The following is an 18,009-nucleotide window of genomic DNA, read 5'->3' on the forward strand; positions in this document are numbered from 1 at the left end:
GGTGGCCTCTCTGGCTCGGGGTCAGATCTTGGTGGGGTCGCCGTAGATGGCGAACTGGGTGTGTGCCTCGGCGGTGGATATCCGCAAGTAGGCATAGGAGCGGATGGTGACGTCGCCGCCGCATGCGTCGGCCTTGATGTGCAGATTGTCGATGTCCAGCATCGAGTCCCCGCCCGCGTTGAGCACCATGTTGGTCATGGGTAGATCGACGATGACGCCCGGCTGCACGACCGTCTGTACGTATCCGGCAAGTCCGCCGCCCAATCCGAGGCTGGCACCATCCGGGGCCCCGAATCCAGTGCCCACCGCCGCCGAAGGGGCGATGCCGGCGGTCCCGCCGAAGTTCAGACCCGCCGACACATCTGACTGACATCCGAGCTGGTATCCCAGAATGAACAGGCTGTCGGTGATAGGACTCCCCCCGCCGGTCGCGGTGGCCGTCGCCGACGCGGTGACGAATCCCTCACGGGAGTTGGACGCGTTAGCCAGGTTTGGCACCGGGTTGATGGTCTCGTTGTCGATCCTGATTGTCAGGTGCCATCCATCGCGGGAGACTTTCTCATAGAACTGTGGCGCCATCGCCATCGGCTCGGCGCCGGCCGGCGCAGGTCCACCAAGACACATCGCCACCGAAACCACCCCGACGACTGCGAACAATCTTTTACCAATCATCACATCTGTTCCTCCATAATCACTTTCGCCCTCCGTGGGGCGCGGCAACGGAATTCAAAACACCTGAGTCAACCCAGGTTCAATCCAGCGTCGGTTTGCGATGATCTGAGAGCGCCAGTAGAAGGGCGCCCAGAACGACCAGAGCGCTAAATCCAGCGCAGACGAACCAGGCGAGTGCGATTGCGGCTTCGCTGGGGACTTGGGTCGTGGCATCGGTGCCGGCAGTCAGGATGTCGGCCGTTACCGAGACACCTAGCGCGCCGCCAATCGACTGGGCGATGACCATCAGCATCCAGGTGACGTATTCCGGTCAAGCGGGGTGCGAGTTCCTCTACCGTCTCCGCAGTGTTCATTGGCACGTTCTCTCCTCGACTACAGAAGCGTCGTGGTCCCACGGTTGCGGGCACGATGGGTAAAGGGCCAAAGTCTCGGGGAAGTATTGTCGGAGTTCGCACAACCGCGGAGAACTCGACCGCGTCCCCTCGGCATCGGAGAACGGTGCAACCTTCTCCGCGTTCGGAATCGCCTGTGGCGCCACGTCGTTGTGGCTGCGAAGGACCGGAGCATTGGTTCGCATCTACCGGCACCTCGCTCGGCCGTCACGACCGTAGAAATCTCCGTCCAACGAATCGATCTTCGGCCGTGCGGTCATCAACTGATCACCTGAGCCCGCCTTTCGCCAGCACTGCGCGCGGCTCGGAAGTCCACCGAAATGCTGACCATCCATTACGTTATTCGGGAGAACGTATCACCGGGATGTGAGCTGCGCAACAGGTGTGTGCTGTTAACCTGACTTACACGATGAGCGGTGAACGAATCGGGCGGCCCCGGGATCCGGCCAAGGACGAGCTTGTACGCATAGCGGTGCGCAAACTGTTGGTGGACAAGGGTTTCGCGGCGACCACCATTCCGGCGGTGGCGCGGGAGGCAGGAGTTGGCGCTCCGACGATCTACCGCCGATGGAGCACCCAGGTCGACTTGGTGGAGAGTGCACTCGGATATGTGGGGCCACCGCTCGACTTCGGCGCCGACGGCGACTTTCATGCCTCGTTGGGCAAGTTAGTTCGTGCGGTCGTCGACTACTTCACCGACCCGGTCACCCGGGCCGCGCTTCCGGGATTGATCGCGAACTACGACCGAGACAGCGCGCGATATGCCCGGGTAGTGCATCAAGGCGAGGATCCACTCCGGCAGCAGTTCCAGATTGCCCACGCCCAAGCCGTCGCGAAGAATGCCATCCCGGCGCGCCCGTCAGCCGACGCCATATTCGACACGGTAATTGGTCTGTCGATGTATCACGGAGTGTGGCGGCACACCGTGCAGCCTGAGAGCCCGGAAGAACTCACCAACACCGTGATCGAGATCGTCGAGGCGGCGATCCGGCCCGAAATCGCTCCTCCGTCACCGACGGCACGCCGCCGCAGAAACTGATCTAGCCCAGTCCGTCCGGCCGATAGTGCGCGGCCCTCCCGGCGCCAGCCGCGCCGGCGGCTTGTCGACGACGCGTCGCCCTCATAGCCGCATCGGCCGAGTCGCCAACGATTAATTCGGTAGTGGTGCAATGTCATTGCGACCATCACGCAGGAACGCACCCCGTTGGAAATGCCGGGCCTGCATTGGGACCACCGTTGGAACAGCACCTTGCGGCGAACGCGAATGATTCTCGGGGGCGAACCTGACCTCGTAAGCGCCGCAAAGTCGACGTTCACGATTCCCAAATAACCGCTGGGATTTGCCGAAGCCACCGCGCGGCCTTGCCTGTGGGAGTTCGTCGATGCGCGGTATGGCTTGGCGAGATTGGTCGTCGTGGGTGGCGCTGCAGCGGGCGGCGCCGTTTGCCAAGGTCATCGCGGGGTTGGCTCGGGTCCTGCTGCATGTTGTGCGACCTGGGTGAGGATGTCGACGACTGCGGCGATCGCGGGGCGCTTGGCGGCGCCAGTGCGGGTTATCGCCTCGACTCGGCGGGCGATGTTGATGCCGTCGACGGGCCGGCGAATGAGTTCGCGGGCTGTCGGGGCGTGTCGGGGTAGCTGGGCGATGCCGACACGCCCCGCCAGTACGAGTTCTTCGACGACTCGGAAGTCGTTGATGCGCTGGACTATTCGTGGTTGGACGCCGGATATGACGGCGAGGGAACGCATGACGTCGTCGCCCATGCGTCCGATCTCCACGCTGATCCATGGGCAGTGCGCGAGTTCGTGCAGGGCGATGGAGTCGGCGTCGGCGAGGTGGTGGTCTCAGCGTAGGACCAGGTCGAGCGGTTCACGCATCAAGAAGGTGGTGGTAAATCTGTGCCCCCAGGTCGCCGTGTCGCGTTCGTCGCGGTCGGCGACGACGATGTCGTGATCGGCGAGTAGCTCGGGGGCTTTGGCCGCTGGTTGGTCGATGTCGCGGGCGACGATCTCAACGTTGATTGCTGCGGCCCTTGTGATCAAACCGTGGTGTTCAGTTTCGATGAGAAGACGCCAGTGCCAAGCGTTGGACCGTACTCAACCGTCGCTGCCGATGAAGCCCGGCCGGGAGGGAAGGATGACGCATGACTACAAGCGCAAGGGCACGATCGATTTGTTCCCCCGTAGAAGGCATCATCACCAAAGTCCGACGCGGCCGCGCCACCCGCCACCAGATCAAAACGCGGACGGTGCACTAGTCGGTGCAGGCAGAGATCAGTCCTTCTACCAGCGGGCCAATCCTCTTCTTGATCGTTTCGGACGAGCTTCCCGCCAAGATTTGCAAGATCAAGCCGTCCGCGATAGCGGTTATGAGTTCAGCCAGGAACTGGACATCGACTCCATTCCGACCGTAAGAACCCAGGAACTCCGCGATTCGCGCGTTGTTCTGATTGTAGTCGTTGTCGAGCTTGGTTTGCTCGGGTAACCGCACGGCCCATAGATACAACTCGTACTGCGCGCGCTGGGTGTGCACGAGCTCGGACCCGTCGCCCGACCCCTCGCCGGCCCCTGCCTGCATTCCGTCTATGAGGGCAAGGATCAGCGACGCGACCGCCGCTTCGAGATCGGCCGGCCGGCTTTCAGCCACATTGTCGACGATGCGGAGAAAAAGTTCATAAACGCGCTCCCATGCATCCTCGAACAGCGACTGCTTGCTCGGATACACATGATTCAGGCTCGACAGGGGCACCTCTGCCTCTTCGGCAATCCGCCGAAGCGACGCTGCGCCGATACCTTCTCGGCCGATCACCCGAATCGCGGCATCTGAAGTCAGGGCTCGGCGCACCGACTCACGCACGTAACCCATCCCCGCGCCTCCTATCGAGGTAAGAAATCGAACAGACCAGGGAGTCCGGGCTGATCAGTCGTTCTTCGAAGGCTCAAGCGAACTCGTCGTGGCACATTCTAACCAGTCAGCAAAGGGCACGGACCTGGCCCTACCGGAGGGAATCGACGGCCAACGGCCGGGTGGTCGCGTCGCCCGGTGCACAGCGGTGGTCCTCAACGCAGGAACAGCCTCGCCCCGTAGACGGGTGGGCAATCGCCCGAGGCCTGTACAACGACACGGTGCGATCATTCAAATAGCCGCTCACACACACGATCTCACGCCCGTGCCGCCCGGACCCGACGTAGGCACGTTATCGGTAGGTGGCAGCGAATGCGCGCGTCGGCTCCCCCCGTCACAATGCGCTGCGCGACGGCATATGCCTGATCATCGCGCTGTTGGCGCAGGCGCCGCTCACCCGTCGTGCGCGGGGTGCTCTTCGTGGGGTCCGCGAACGGGGGGCTCGTGTTCGGTCGTGCCAGGGGCCGGCGTGTGGGCGGAGCAGTGCTCACTTCCTTCGGGTGCGGGGATGTTCAGTGCAGGGTTCCTGTCGAAGAAGTTGTAGGGCTTGAGGGTGAACTTGACGTGTTCGACGGGCATGATTGGCCAGTCTTCGTTGCGGGGGAAGTGGGTCGGTCCGAAGGTGTGCCAAAGGACTAGGTCCTCGCCGACGAGTGGCTCATCGCCAGCAATGAACGCTGGCAGGCCATCGCCACCAGGGTTGAGGTTGACCAGGTCGCCCGCGGCGTAGCGTTCGGTCGAGTCGAACTTGGTGACGAACAGGCTCTTCGTGGCGAACCCGGCGCGCTTCGCGATCGACGAGCCGGGGTCGGCCATCAGGGTCGGTGCTGCGCTGGGGTGCAGCACATACGAGGTTGGCTGGCCGAGTCGGGTTGTCTTATCAGTCGAGGCGACCTGCCAAACGCGGCCCTTGCTGCTGTCGGCCAGACGCCCAGACCCGGCTTCCGACGTGATCGGAGTGACCGATTTGGTGAATGCGTTGCCGTGCGGATTTTCCGGCGAGACCGGCAACCGCACCGCATCAACCTCATTGACCACATTCGCGACTCCATCGACGGTCATGTCGAGGCGGGCGGAGAACAGGTGCTGGTGGTACGGCGCACCCAGGCCCGGGGCAATATGCGAGGCGTACGGGAACGGACTGCCATCCTCGCCGTCACCCGGGTAGGCCGAGGTGAACACGATTCCGGTGAGTTTGGCTTCACATTCGATGGTGCCATCCAGGTAGAGGTACCAGAAGAACCCGTAGTCGTAGTTGCCGATGGAGGTAAAGAAGGAGATCACCAGCCGGCGTGACCGACGTACCTCGCGGGCGCCGGTGAAGATGTCGGTGTGCTTCCACAGGGTGCCGTAGTCCTCCTCGTGCATACAGATGCCGTTCTCGACGACCGAGGGAGCACCGAGTTCGTCGGCGAACACGGCATCGAAGTACTTGATTTCGCCGACGCAGTCGCACCCCAATGACAACGAATTCGCGAAGCGTCCGTAGAGGAACTCACCGCAGTCGAAGTAGTTCTGCCAAAAGCGGTTCGGCCGCGGATCACCGTAGGGAACCACCATCTCGCTGATCGACCCTCGATACATGATGGGCCGGTCGACGCCCTGGTCGGCAAAGGTCAGTTGACGAAGGATCAGCCCTTCGCGAACATCGAACCCAATGCGTAGTTTCCAGTTCCCCCACGCGATGTGCTCGCCGTCCACGACGAAGCTGGCGCCCTCCGGCTGGGTGATCTCGATCGGTTTGAGGCCCTCGAGCGCCGGACCCTGTACCAACGGGTCGTCGTAGTTGCCGCTCTCGGTAGGCACGTCGTACAGATGTTTGTCGATGACTTTCACAACGGCGCCGTTGTGAACATCGACGTAGGCCGACAGGCCATCGACGGGATGAGCCCAGACGTGGTCGGCGGGATGGTCCTGCTTGAAGGCCAGGCAGCGGACGACTCGGAGACCTTCTTCGTCCGAGTAACCGTAGTGCCCTGCTGAAAGCGGCACGATCTGCACGTCAGCCGGGGTCAAACCACGCGACGCGAGGGCCTGCACCCACTGCGGATCGCCAGCCAGAGCCGTCAACCCGGCGATGGCTTCGAAATCCAAGACCGGTAACTGGCCCTTGGATCCGTCGATCACCGCGGTACTGAGCACGCTGCTCGACCCAAGCGAGACGATGGTGTCGGTGGAAACGCCCGACGCTGGGTCCAACAGCCACACCCGGGCTCGACGGTCGGGCAGCGGCGCCTCCCCGGCTTCCCAGCCGAAAACCTCGGCTTTCAACGGTTCCTCAAGACCCACATAGGAAAACAGGGTGCCCTCGACAAAACCGGGTTGGGATCGAACGATGCTACGGATCGAATCGATCTCTGCGACACTCAGGGACGCCAACGGATGTGCCACAGACGGCGGCACCTCGGACGCCACAGCTCGCTCGATATCGGTGGTACTCATTCAGGACTCTCCTAGATCTGTTCGTTTGAAATTCACGATTCTCGGCAGTGTGGATATTGCTCTTCAGCGCGGACGACGCGGCGTCGAATGTCGCCGTCGCCTTGACAGACCAAATATGTTGTCGGCCAGTGATCTTGACCGAGGCGAATGTCCGAACCACCCGCGCAACGGCGCCGACTACGGGTACTCAAATGCTGTCCGCTATCAGCCACGGCATCGAGTTCTCGGCCGCGAAGGCATACGCTTCATTACCGACGGCCAGGCCAGTCGGATCAGCGACACCGACCAAGTCCGAGATCACTGCAGCTTCGCCGCAGCCGGCGACCGCCACGAGGTGCATGGCGGCGGCCGACAACGTCATCATTGGCGCTTTCGGATTGATGGCGGTGACTCCGAGATGACCGGGCCGCAGCAGATCCCTGACGCGAGTGGATGTATCCGCCAGCACCCGCGCCGTCAGCGCCCGGTCCGCAGCAGAGATTCCGGTGGTTGTGCCCTCGGAGGCGTCGACGGCTACACATGCGTGCTCAATTGAATTGAACGACGAGTCCATGGAGGGGATGTCGAGTTCGATCGTGCGACTGTGTGGCACTACCACCCGCAGCAGGCCGGACGTATGCCGGATGGCAAAGGCCGCAACTCGTGTCGTCGCTCGCGCCGCTGCGAACACGACTGCGGCCTGAGTTGGATCGACTGCTTTGTCCTGCAACACGACCGCTCCCCCGTCGGCCAACACCCGACAGGCATGGCGAAGGTCGCTGACAACGATGGTGGTGCTCATTGCAGTCCTAACTGGAGTGCCATTGGCTAGAACGGAGCATCCGAGAGCGGTGCAGATCCGCGCACGCCGATCTTTGAGTGCCAGCTGTCCACTGTGCAAACGCTGCGTGTCTCCAAACATGGACACTCCAATGTGGCTGCCATCCATAGTTGCGAGTATGGCCGCACTGCCGAAATGGCACTGCGCGAGCACTTTCCACAGGAAGCTTCACCCTGAACGGCGCACGCGAGTGTCATGGACATTCCAATCTGTCGCCTCGAGTAGCAGTCATTTCACACACCCGGACGATCGTCCGGGTGTGTGTTAGCGTAAGCCGCTGTTATCCAGAGCGCAAGAGTTGGCTACCTGAAAGTTGGATACCCGTGGGTCACAATAAGTTTCACCTGGCATACTTCACGAAGTTCGGCGTACCCGCGTGGGCGCTCGATACCAACAAGACGATCGGTGCCGATTGGCCCGACGGCTCGTACCACATCGATCTCGCGAAGCGGCTCGAAAGTGCAAAGTTCGATTTCATACTCTTCGAAGACACGCTGACCGTCGGCGAGACATACGGCAGCTCGATGGAGACAGACCTGAGGCACGCGGTCTACTCCCCGAAGCTGGACCCGATACCGTTGCTGCCGCTGATGGCGCAAGCAACCAATCACATCGGGGTGGTCGCCACCGCGTCGACGAGCTTCTATCCGGCGTTTCTGCTCGCCCGATTGTTCTCTACCGTCGACTCACTGAGCCGAGGGCGAGTGGGCTGGAACGTGGTGACCTCGAGCGAGACCAACGCTGCCCGTAACTTCGGACTGGATGCCCTTCTGCCGCACGATGTGCGGTACGACGCGGCCGATGAGTATGTGCAGCTTGCGATCAAACTCTGGGAGTCCTGGGAGGAAGGTGCCCTCGTCGCCGACCTGAAAACAGGCGTGTACGTCGACCACACAAAGGTCCACACGATTGATTTCGAGGGTAAGTTCCACAAATCGAGAGGCCCCCTCAATACCCTCCGCTCACCCCAGGTGAAGCCGGTTATTTGTCAGGCCGGCGCTTCGCCTCGAGGGCGCGCTTTCGCAGCGAAGTACGCGGAGATCATCGTTGGCCTGGCAGCCGGCGGCATCGACGGCATGAAGGAGTTCCGCGAGGACGTACGAGCTCGCGTGAAGTCCTACGGGCGCAATCCCGATGACTGCAAGATCGTCTATCTCACACCTGTGCAGTTCACCGACATCAGCGCGCCGCCGCCGATCACGTCCAAATCAGCGGACGAGTACGCCCTGGTAATGGCCTCCACCGCAATGGATATCGACTTCTCGACGTTCGACCTCGACGGGCCCGCCGACCAGGACATGGTGGCCGGAGGACACACAACCGCTCTCGCCTACATCAAGGAGCAGGGGCGTCTCGGCATGACCCTACGCGAGGCGCTCGGGCTCGGAAACGGCATGAGCGGGCTCAATCTCGTGGGGACACCTGAAGAAATCTCCAACAAGATGATCGCCGCAATGGACGAGGTCGGCGGCGACGGGTTCCTCATCGAAGGTAGCGGACTGGCCAGTCACACGGCCACGCTGACCGACGAGTTGATCCCGGCACTGCAGGAAGCGGGCGTAGTGCGAACCGAGTACAGCGGAACGACTCTGCGCGACGTTCTGCACGAATTCTGACATCGCCGCAGGCCGAGGTGCGCTCAGATGCGCATCTCAGCGTCGAAGATTGGGATGAAGCCAAAGGTGTTGTCGGCGAGGTGACCTGGGACCGCGGCGCGGACCGGTTCATCTGCGCGATGGGTGTCGGCGACGGCCAGCTGATCGGCCGGACCCGGGCGATGGTCGCCAAACGGGGCCGCCTGTTGGTGACCAATACCCACCCGATGCTCGAACGCGGGATCCGCGCGAACCTGATGGACCTCACTCTGACCGAGAAGCAGATCGTCGGCACCCTGTACGGGTCGGGAAACTCACGAGCCGACATCGCGAAGATCCTCGAAATGGCCAGTGCTGGCCAGGTCGATCTTGAATCCATGGTTACCCGCACCTATCCGCTGGAGAAGGTCATCGACGGCAACGCAGACATGCACGTCGCCGCCAACATCCTTGGCGTGTTGGTCTATCCGGCTCTATGAACCGAACAGGAGAACAACTGATGACCGGTCGTCTAGAGGGCAAGGTCGCCTTCATCACGGGCGCCGCCCGCGGGCAGCGCCCGTCCCACGTTGTGCGCATGGCCGAAGCAGGTGCTGACATCATCGCGGTTGACCTGTGCGCGCGGTCTGGCGGCGGGTCGCGGTTGTATTCGAGACACGCATGACCACTGATACCTCAGCCCTGACTCGAACAGAAGGCCTCGCTGCTTCGGGCCGGGATTTTGGACCACCAAAGAGATCCGCGAAGCCGGTATCCCGTCCATCGTCCTCACCGATGGCCCGCACGGTATCTGCCGTCAGGACAGTGAAGGCGGCCATCTCTGTATCAACGAAAGCCTTCCGTCCACTTGCTTCCCGATGGCGGTCGCGGCGGGATCCAGCTGGGATCCCGGCCTCGCCGCACAGGTCGGTGCTGCGGTCGGACGGGAAGGCCGCGCGTTCGGTGTGTCCGTCATCCTCGGCCCCGGCGTGAACATCAAACGGTCTCCATTGTGTGGCCGGAACTTCGAGTACTACTCCGATCACTAACCCCATTTTCACCACTGACGTTCCCATCGGGGCGCACAACCAGAAAGCAGAGACACACCGACATGAACAGACTCGACGGCAAGGCCATCATCGTCACCGGAGCGGCGTCCGGCATCGGCCGAGGAGTCGCCGAGCGATTGCTCGCCGAAGGCGCCCAGGTCGCCGCGCTCGACATCAGCTCAGACCCGCTCATCAGCTGGGCCGACACCATCGACCGTGGCGCACGCGAGCGACTGAGCGTGCACAACGTCGACATCTCCCATGAGGATTCTGTGAAGTCCGTCATCGCTGATGCACGGGAGCGCCTGGGCCGTATCGACGGCTTAGTCAACGCAGCCGGGATTCTGCGCAGCGCCCACACGCATGAGATGCCGTTGGACCAGTGGAACAGCCTGATCGCGGTGAATCTCACCGGCACCTTCCTGGTGACCCGCGAGACTCTCCCTAGCCTGATCGCGAAACCCGGCGGAGTGATCGTGAACTTCGCGTCCACTTCCGCGTTCTTTGCCCACGCCTACATGGCCGCGTACTCAGCCACCAAGGGAGCGATCGCGTCGTTCACGCACGCGATCGCCGCGGAGTACAGCAAAGAAGGCCTGCGCGCAGTGAGCATCGTCCCTGGCGGTATTACTAGCGGCATCACAAACACCACCATTCAAGGGCTGCCGGCGGACGCCGATCAATACCTGCTGCGGAAACTCGACGGCGCCCTCAACGGCGGTGAACTCGGCAGCCCCGCGAATATCGCAGGTGTTGTTGCCATGCTCATCTCAGACGATGGCGCGTTCATCACAGGCACTGAGATTCGCATCGACGGCGGCGCCCATATGTGATTGTAGAAAAAACCACACCACGACCTGAGTTTGGACATTTTGCTTAGTACCCCGGGTTGAAGCCGAGGTGAGTGAGAATTTCGCGCTGGGCGGCGGGGATTTCGGGCGGGAAGGTTTGGGTGGCGCCGTTGATGACGATGGTGGCGCTGCGCAGGGGGGCCGTAGTTGCTTGACGGTCCTGCTGATGGCTAGGCCGGTCCGCTGTTAGATGCAGTGCGAGACGGCCAGTGCGGCGAACACGATGGTCAGGTGCGCCTCGATGGCATCACGCACGCGGTTCAACATGGGCCGGGCCTCCAGGTCGGTCTTGGACATGCGGAAGGACTTCTCGACGTGCCACAGGTCGTGTTTGGCGATCACGTCAGTGGCCGCGAGGGTCTCGGCCGAGACGTTGGTGACGTAGCCTTTGAGCCCGACGAGGGACTGGGCGCGGGCCAGGCTGCCCTCATCGAGGCTGCGGTCGGAGCCTTTGGTCGTGACGAATCATGCTGACTTGGATTGCTTTTCGTCACCGATGATCACCCGTGCCCGAGCCTCTTGAGCAGTGTTGTTGACCTTGGTGAGACCGTGCCTGGGTGTGAGGGTGTCGATGATCTGGCGAATCGGCGAAAACATCACCGTGCCAAAGGAAGTGGGATTCCATATCCGTGGGTGCCTTCGTCACCCGCGAGCCCACGATGAACGAGCACCCCAGCTCGTCGAGGGCCTTGAGGTTCGACGCCGACAACATCCCCGCATCGGCGGCCACCACGATCGGCGTGTCCTGCAGGTCGTGGCGTTCCAAGAAGCTGGTCACGATCGGGACGATGGTGGTGGTCTCGGCGGTATTGCCCTCGTAGTAGCCGATCTCCAACAGGAAGCCGGTGCGATCCACCAACAGATCGACCACGATTTGCGGGTCGCCCCGGCGTTCCTTGGAGTAGCCGACCTTGCGCAGGTCGTCTTCGTTCTCGGACTCGAAGTAGAGAGTGGTGACGTCGTAGAGCAGCAGACTCAGCCCAACCGCAGTCACGGGCATAGGCGAAGCACTTGCCAGCGATAACATCGCGGTACCCGTTTGGTGGTGACCTTGCGGGCGTGGCGGTTGATTGTTTTGTAGGACAGCACTTCTGCACCCAGGTCGGTCAGCACCCGGTTGGCCCCCAAACGTCTTTAGCGATTCAAGACATCGACCCGGCGGCACCGCACATCCGGACCCTCGGCCTACGCACGGTCTATCCGAGAGCTATCGGCGCCGCACTGAGGACCATGAGCTGATCGAGGCAGTCGACTGGGATCGCGCCGTTGGTGAATGCGAGGAACTGCCGCATGGGCATGGACTCCACCATCTTGAGTTGATCCGGATTTTTAGCCGACTGCCGCGCTTGCTCTTCCGACATGCCGGCCGCTATGGCCTCAACAAGCAGTGGGCCCACTAGGGGGTGCGCAAACCAGTCACCGACCGTCGAGTCCAGACTCAGTGCTCCTGACAGCGGGTCGCCGGGCAGCGTGATCGACTCTTCACGCAACACCGTGGATGCGTCGGCGCAGACCTGGATTGAATAGGTGCCTGCCGGTACGACCCAATGGCCGACCGCGATGTCCCAGTACGCAAACGCACGACGATCCAGTGCGAACGCCACCGTCGTGCTCTCTCCCGGCTGCAGCTGCACTTTCGCGAAGCCCCGCAGCTCTCGGAGTGGCCGTCTGACCGGGGCGTCCCCGCCTGCGACGTACAGCTGCACGACGTGCTTTCCGACTCGACTACCGGTGTTGGTGACTGTGACCTCGACGTCGACCTCCGCATCGCCGGTCGCGCGGACGGAGAGCGATGTCGTGGCGAACGTCGTGTAGCTCAGGCCATGCCCGAACGGGTAGCGCACCGGCACGTTCGCGGTGGTGTAGTAGCGGTAGCCGACGAACACACCTTCGCCGTAGCGGACATGTCCCTGTTCACCGGGGAAATTGAGCCACGTCGGGTTATCTTGCAGCCGTAGGGGAATCGTCTCGGCGAGGTGCCCGGACGGATTGACATGTCCGAACAGCACGTCGGACAGTGCGGATCCGCCTGCCTGGCCGAGCAGCCAGCCCTCCAGGATGGCATCCGCTTCGTCATGCCAACCCTCGAGTGACACCACACCGCCGTTGGAGAGCACGACGACGGTTCGGGATGCGACTGCCGCGACAGCACAGATCAGCTCGATCTGGTCGTCCGGGAGAGACAGGGTGTCACGGTCAAAGCCTTCGGATTCCTCTCGGTCTCCGAGTCCGGCGAAGACGACCGCGACCTGAGCTCGGCGCGCGGCCTGCACGGCGTCGCCGTGCAGGGATTCCCGATCGCTGGACGCATCGAGGGTGAAACCCTTGCAGTACTCGACCGCTACATCTGATGTCGGGGACTGTTCGCGGATGGCATCGAGGGCGGCGTCGATGCGCGTCGGGTTCACATGCGAGCTGCCACCGCCCTGGAAACGCGGTTCGGCGGCAAAGGAGCCGATGACGGCGATCTTGGTGATTCCACCCAAGGGCAGCACGTCGTTGTCGTTCTTGAGAAGCACGACGGAATCGGCGGCCAGTTCACGGGCGAGGGCGTGGTGTTGATCGACATCCAAATCCCCTGTCGCGTCGCGCGGAAGCGCGGTGAGCGCCAGGACGCGCTCGACGGCTTGATCGACGAGTTTCTCGTCGAGCGTTGCAGCGCGGACAGCGTCGACGATCTGCCGATCGGTGGTTCCGCCGCTGCCTGGCATCTCCAGGTCCATGCCTGCCGCAACACCGGCCACGCGATCGCTCACCGCTCCCCAGTCCGATATGACGGCGCCCTCAAAGCCCCAATCGGCACGCAGGACGTCGGTGAGAAGCCACCGATCGTGGGAGGCGTAGACGCCGTTGACCTTGTTGTACGAGCACATCACCGTGGCCGGTTTCGCTTGGGTGACAACCCTTTCGAAGGCAGGGAAGTAGATCTCCCTCATGGTTCGCTCGTCGACGTCGGCGCTGATGCGCATGCGTTCGGTCTCCTGGTTGTTGGCGGCAAAGTGCTTGACGGATGCGCCGGGACCGGTCTCCTGCAGGGCAGTCACGTGCGAGGCCCCAAGCACGCCGGAGAGGTAAGGATCCTCGGAGTAGTACTCGAAGTTGCGGCCGCACAGCGGGCTTCGCTTGATGTTCACGCCGGGGCCCAGGATCACCGAGACGCCCAACGCGCGACCCTCGCGGCCGACGGCGGCTCCGACGCGGGCCGCAATGTCGCGGTCCCAGCTGCTTCCGACGGCGACGGCGAGGGGGAAGCACGTCGCTGGCAGGCTTTCGTTGATGCCGAGGTGGTCGGCGTCGCCTGCTTGGTGACGCACGCCGTGTGGCCCGTCGGTGAGCACGATCGACGGAATGCCGGCCCTGTCGAGGTTCTTCGTCGTCCAGAAATCCTTGCCGGAGAGCAGGGAGGCCTTCTGCTCGAGAGTGAGATTGGATAGGTGGATGGTCATGTGTAGGTTCCTCCCGAAGCTATGAACAGTGCCACGCGCAGATCGTCGGTGAGTTGGTTGGGCACGCCCGGGATGTGCTGGAGCAGCGTCGACAGTGACATCGCCGTGACTTCCGGCGCTGTTGGGTCGATCGGGATCCCAGGCAGGTGGGAGGCGAAGACCTCGGTCAGCAGCCGCCAAGTCATGACGTCGCCGGCCAGTTTCGCTAGCGGGGTGTCGAGGTCGAAGACGGGACGCATCCCGTAGGGCGTTGGTAACTCGTGGCACCAGCTGTGTTCGCCGTCGCCGACGGTCTGGACGACCCCCTCCGGATGCAACGGAAGCGCGATCTCGGCGGTTGTTCCCACCGGAACATTCGCGCGAAGGGACACGCGGGTCCCGTTGATCTGCCAGGCGACGGTGATCTCGCCATAGCTGGTGAGGTGGCGCAGTGTTGCGCTGGTCAGCCCGCCACCGGGCTGCGGGGCGATCCGCATGGTGCGGTAGCCGGGACTGGTAGGGGTGAGGCCACCGATGGTGCGGTGCATCCAGTCGACGACGGCGCCCAGTGCGTAGTGATTGAGCGACGTCATCCCCGATGGGTTGATCGTGCCGTCAGGGCGGATCGAGTCCCACCGCTCCCAGATCGTGGTCGCCCCCATTGTCACCGGATAGAGGAAGGATGGGCATCCCTTCTCCATCAGCAGAAGGTAGGCCTCATCGAGGTGGCCGGTACTCGAAAGCGCTTCTGCGACAAAGGGTGTACCAGCGAAGCCAGTGGAGATGCGGTATCTGGACTGCGCCACGATCTCAGCCAACCGCATCCCAGCGGTGCAACGCTGATCCGGGGTCAGGAGGCCGAAGACGATCGCGAGGGCGTAGGCAGTGGCCGTCTCGTTCACCACTCGCCCGCTAGGGGTGACGTACTCGTGCAGAAAAGCCTGTCGGACGCGAGCGGCCAGCTCGGTGAATTCTGCTACATCCTCGAAGCGTTCCAATATCTGGGCGGTATCGGCCATTTGCCGGGTCGTGCGGCAGAAATAGGCCGCGGCCACCAGGTGCGAGTCGGTCTTGCCGCCTGCGGGGTTGTTGTGCGGAGCATCGGGGTCGAGCCAGTCGCCGAACTGGAACCCCGAGCTCCACAGGCCACGCTCGTCGAGCGATGACGCGACCTGACGGACGAACGCGGTCATCGATTGGTAGGCGCGAGAAAGGCTTTCAGTGTTGCCGTATTCCGTGTACAGCACCCACGGGAGGTTCACCGCGACGTCACTCCACAACGCGGTGGGAGACGAGGGCGTCGCCAAGACATCGGGCACGACCCACGGCACGAAACCACGTTCCCGTTGTTCTGCGGCGAGGTCGTCGAGCCACGAGCCCAGACCCCCTCGGACGTCGTAGAGGAACGCGGCAGCCGGCGCGAAGGCGTTGATGTCTCCGGTCCAGCCGAGCCGTTCGTCTCGCTGCGGGCAGTCCGTGGGCACACCGACGAAGTTTCCTCGCATGGACCAGACCGCGTTCGAGTGCAACTGGTTCAGGAGCGGGTCGGAGGTCTCCAGCCACCCGGTACGGTCCATGTCGGTGTGGAGAACGATCGCATGCAGCGAGTCCGCGTTGAGTTCGCCGGGCCAGCCGTCGACCTCGACGTAGCGGAAGCCGTGGAAGGTGAAGCGTGGCTCCCAGCTCTGCGCGCCGCGGCCGTCGAGTGTGTAGCGGTCGGTCGCCTGCGCGCTGCGCAACGTCTCGAGGTCGATCTCGCCATCGGTCATCACTTCGGCGTGACGAAGTGTGATGGTGGTGCCCGCTTCGCCGGACACATGAATTCGGACCCGCCCGGCGAGATTCTGTCCGAAGTCGACGACGGTCTTGCCGGAGGGCGTGGTCACGATCGCCGCAGGCTCGAGTTCCGTGATGCGCCGAATCGGTGGCGCCGTCGAATCGAACAGAGTGTTTTCGGGCCATGCCATCGGCTCCACAGTCGACCAGGACGTGCTGTCGAAACCGCTTTGATCCCAGCCGATGTGCTCGAGCCGGGCGTCGTGCTCTTCGCCGTCGTAGATGCTGCTTTTCGTGATCGCCCCTGCACTTGCACGGAACCTGGCGTCGCTAACGACGGTCTCGGTTCTGTCGGCGTACTCGAGCACGAGTTCGAGGAATAGGGCGACGCGGTCCGCGTAGTGATTGCGACGGCCATCCCAGCCGAGACGACCGAGCGCCCACCCTTCGGCCACAATGACCCCGACCGTGTTCGCGCCGATCACTAGCTCGCTTCCCACGTCAAACCTACTGACGGCCAGTCGGTTCCGATACGACGTCCACCCGGGGGTGAGAACCTCATCGCCGACGACAGCGCCGTTCAGGTGCGGTTCCGCGACGCCGAGTGCGGTGAACCGCAGCGTCGCGGTGTGCGGGAGTTCCGCAAGCGTGAAGTCACGGCGCAGGTACGCCGGTGGATCGCCCTCACGGCCGGTCGGAAAGGACGGTGTGACGAAGGCACCCCTGGCGCGCCCGGTCACGATTTCACCTCCCCCGATCAGCGGACGGAACGGACACGGAGCACGACGAGGCCGGAGAGGAGCACGACCGCAGCCCCGATCGCGTAGAGCGACACGTAGTTCTTCTCGCCGGCCGCAGAAACACCGATGGCGAGAAACATCGGCGCGACGAGCGGAGCGACTGCCTGGGAAATCAAGGTCGCAAAGTTGGCGATGCTCATGAACCGGCCCGCATCGGTGTCGCGTTCGGGCAGCACGTCGAGCAGCAGCGCTTGGTCCACGGCGGCGAACATGCCGATGCCCACGGACGTCAGGAGCGAACCGGCGGCCAACCCGAGGAGCTGAGCAGACAACGCCGTCACGACCGCCCCGGAGGCGAAGAGCACGCCGCCGAGCAGGACGAAGGCCCGGCGCCGCTCGAATCGATCGGACATGAACCCACCCCCAATCGCACCCGCCGTGGTCGCAACAACGCCGAGCAATGACAGGGACACCAGGGCATCGGTCACCTGGGTCACGGACAGACCCAGTTTGGCAGCGAAGACGAACGAGGTGAACGTCGTGCTCAGCGTCAGACCGAAGTAGAACAGCAGGCGGCCGAGCCAGACCAGGGAGAAGTCCGGGTATCGCCGCGGGTCGAAGACGAACTTCTTCAGCAACGTGGCGGGAGTCAACTCTTCGGGGAACACAGCGCCGCGGGTGTCCTCCTCGTGCACGAAGAGTACGAACAGCAGCACGAATGCGAGTCCTATCGCACCGGGAACGACGAACAAGAGCACGGCGTCGGCTGCGAACGCTCCTGCGACGCCGACACCGAGCACTGGGGCAATCTGTGTGGCGAAGCCGGACAATCCGGCGACACGGCCACGCTGCTCTTCGGGCAGGCGGTCTGCGGTGGAGAACTGCAGGTTGGCCAGGGCCTGGCCCCAACCGAGCTGCGCGAGAACCCACCCTGCGCCGAGCAGCAGAATGCTCGGAGCCAGCGACATGACGACAAGGGAAATGACGCCGACCGTGAGACCAGCGATGATGAACGGTCGACGACGCCCGATCCGGGTCCTTGTACGGTCCGAAGCCACGCCGAGCAACGGGCCTGCAACCAAGGCGGCGGCCGCGCCGACGCCAGTGATGAAGCCGAGATACTCCTCGTGGCCGGGGGCGAGTTCGGCCACCCTGATGGACAGCGAGATAGCCAGCGGAGTGATGAAGGCGACGAACGTGCCGAACTGCGCCAGGACGATCAGCCAGATGTACTTGGCGCTGACCAATTCTCGAGCCGTCGAGCCGTCTTGAGTGACGAGCGGCGCGGCGGTTGCATGGGGCAGCGCAGCCTCGACAGGACGGGCTGGCGACATACCGCTCATTCGGGCCCTCCGTCGTCATG

At 63.2% G+C, this 18,009-nt stretch carries 15 protein-coding genes and 3 pseudogenes; 7 read left to right on the top strand and 11 right to left on the bottom strand.

Annotation, left to right across the window (positions count from 1 at the left end):
- Positions 1 to 21: 21 nt before the first annotated feature.
- Positions 22 to 672, bottom strand: a complete 651-nt coding sequence (locus tag ACXPWS_RS15720) for an MspA family porin (RefSeq protein WP_458713299.1) — start codon at positions 670 to 672, stop codon at positions 22 to 24.
- Positions 673 to 751: 79 nt separating this feature from the next.
- Positions 752 to 964: a hypothetical protein gene (locus tag ACXPWS_RS15725; RefSeq protein ID WP_458713300.1), complete on the bottom strand. Its 213-nt coding sequence runs from the start codon at positions 962 to 964 to the stop codon at positions 752 to 754.
- Positions 965 to 1,473: 509 nt separating this feature from the next.
- Here ACXPWS_RS15725 and ACXPWS_RS15730 point away from each other — a divergent pair.
- Positions 1,474 to 2,103 (top strand): TetR/AcrR family transcriptional regulator, encoded by a 630-nt coding sequence (locus ACXPWS_RS15730; RefSeq protein WP_458713301.1) that lies wholly within the window; start codon positions 1,474 to 1,476, stop codon positions 2,101 to 2,103.
- A 413-nt stretch (positions 2,104 to 2,516) separates the two neighbouring features.
- Here ACXPWS_RS15730 and ACXPWS_RS15735 read toward each other — a convergent pair whose 3' ends face one another.
- Positions 2,517 to 2,882: a LysR substrate-binding domain-containing protein gene (locus ACXPWS_RS15735; protein ID WP_458713556.1), complete on the bottom strand. Its 366-nt coding sequence runs from the start codon at positions 2,880 to 2,882 to the stop codon at positions 2,517 to 2,519.
- Between the two features lie 27 nt (positions 2,883 to 2,909).
- A complete protein-coding gene (locus tag ACXPWS_RS15740; RefSeq protein WP_458713796.1) occupies positions 2,910 to 3,107 on the bottom strand; it encodes a hypothetical protein in 198 nt (65 codons plus the stop codon).
- Between ACXPWS_RS15740 and ACXPWS_RS15745 the strand changes: the two are divergent.
- Positions 3,051 to 3,243: pseudogene (locus ACXPWS_RS15745) on the top strand (IS630 family transposase); the annotation flags it as partial. The gene ACXPWS_RS15740 and the pseudogene ACXPWS_RS15745 overlap by 57 nt on opposite strands.
- 75 nt (positions 3,244 to 3,318) lie before the next feature.
- Here the strand turns inward: ACXPWS_RS15745 and ACXPWS_RS15750 are convergent.
- The 3 genes from ACXPWS_RS15750 to ACXPWS_RS15760 form a co-directional block, all read right to left on the bottom strand.
- The gene (locus tag ACXPWS_RS15750; RefSeq protein WP_458713302.1) at positions 3,319 to 3,930 is read right to left on the bottom strand and encodes a TetR/AcrR family transcriptional regulator; all 612 of its coding nucleotides are present in this window, start codon (positions 3,928 to 3,930) and stop codon (positions 3,319 to 3,321) included.
- Between the two features lie 432 nt (positions 3,931 to 4,362).
- On the bottom strand, positions 4,363 to 6,411 hold the full coding sequence (locus ACXPWS_RS15755; RefSeq protein ID WP_458713303.1) for a primary-amine oxidase: 2,049 nt from the start codon (positions 6,409 to 6,411) through the stop codon (positions 4,363 to 4,365).
- A gap of 187 nt (positions 6,412 to 6,598) precedes the next feature.
- Positions 6,599 to 7,192 carry a 3,4-dihydroxy-2-butanone-4-phosphate synthase gene (locus tag ACXPWS_RS15760; RefSeq protein WP_458713304.1) on the bottom strand — a complete coding sequence of 198 codons (594 nt, stop codon included), beginning with the start codon at positions 7,190 to 7,192 and terminating at the stop codon, positions 6,599 to 6,601.
- 362 nt (positions 7,193 to 7,554) lie between these two features.
- Here ACXPWS_RS15760 and ACXPWS_RS15765 point away from each other — a divergent pair, with 362 nt between their 5' ends.
- The 5 genes and pseudogenes from ACXPWS_RS15765 to ACXPWS_RS15785 all read left to right on the top strand — a co-directional run bounded on the left by ACXPWS_RS15765 (position 7,555) and on the right by ACXPWS_RS15785 (position 10,687).
- The gene (locus ACXPWS_RS15765) at positions 7,555 to 8,847 is read left to right on the top strand and encodes an NtaA/DmoA family FMN-dependent monooxygenase (protein WP_458713305.1); all 1,293 of its coding nucleotides are present in this window, start codon (positions 7,555 to 7,557) and stop codon (positions 8,845 to 8,847) included.
- An 80-nt stretch (positions 8,848 to 8,927) separates the two neighbouring features.
- A complete protein-coding gene (locus ACXPWS_RS15770) occupies positions 8,928 to 9,305 on the top strand; it encodes a hypothetical protein (RefSeq protein ID WP_458713306.1) in 378 nt (125 codons plus the stop codon).
- Positions 9,306 to 9,325: 20 nt separating this feature from the next.
- Positions 9,326 to 9,451 (top strand): annotated as a pseudogene (locus tag ACXPWS_RS15775) (SDR family mycofactocin-dependent oxidoreductase); the annotation flags it as partial.
- Between the two features lie 199 nt (positions 9,452 to 9,650).
- Entirely contained in the window at positions 9,651 to 9,854 is a 204-nt protein-coding gene (locus tag ACXPWS_RS15780; RefSeq protein ID WP_458713557.1) for a glycoside hydrolase family 3 N-terminal domain-containing protein, read from the top strand.
- 62 nt (positions 9,855 to 9,916) lie between these two features.
- Positions 9,917 to 10,687 (top strand): SDR family NAD(P)-dependent oxidoreductase, encoded by a 771-nt coding sequence (locus ACXPWS_RS15785; protein ID WP_458713307.1) that lies wholly within the window; start codon positions 9,917 to 9,919, stop codon positions 10,685 to 10,687.
- Positions 10,688 to 10,730: 43 nt separating this feature from the next.
- Here ACXPWS_RS15785 and ACXPWS_RS15790 read toward each other — a convergent pair.
- From ACXPWS_RS15790 to ACXPWS_RS15805, 4 genes and pseudogenes are all read right to left on the bottom strand, one after another.
- A pseudogene (locus tag ACXPWS_RS15790) lies at positions 10,731 to 11,836 on the bottom strand (IS1634 family transposase); the annotation flags it as partial.
- A 65-nt stretch (positions 11,837 to 11,901) separates the two neighbouring features.
- A complete protein-coding gene (locus ACXPWS_RS15795; RefSeq protein WP_458713558.1) occupies positions 11,902 to 14,151 on the bottom strand; it encodes a glycoside hydrolase family 3 C-terminal domain-containing protein in 2,250 nt (749 codons plus the stop codon).
- The gene (locus ACXPWS_RS15800) at positions 14,148 to 16,646 is read right to left on the bottom strand and encodes an alpha-L-rhamnosidase (protein ID WP_458713308.1); all 2,499 of its coding nucleotides are present in this window, start codon (positions 16,644 to 16,646) and stop codon (positions 14,148 to 14,150) included. The genes ACXPWS_RS15795 and ACXPWS_RS15800 overlap by 4 nt, the downstream gene beginning before the upstream one ends.
- Positions 16,647 to 16,663: 17 nt before the next feature.
- Positions 16,664 to 17,989 carry an MFS transporter gene (locus ACXPWS_RS15805; RefSeq protein ID WP_458713309.1) on the bottom strand — a complete coding sequence of 442 codons (1,326 nt, stop codon included), beginning with the start codon at positions 17,987 to 17,989 and terminating at the stop codon, positions 16,664 to 16,666.
- Positions 17,990 to 18,009 lie beyond the last annotated feature (20 nt).

Source organism: Mycobacterium sp. BMJ-28, from assembly GCF_054404835.1.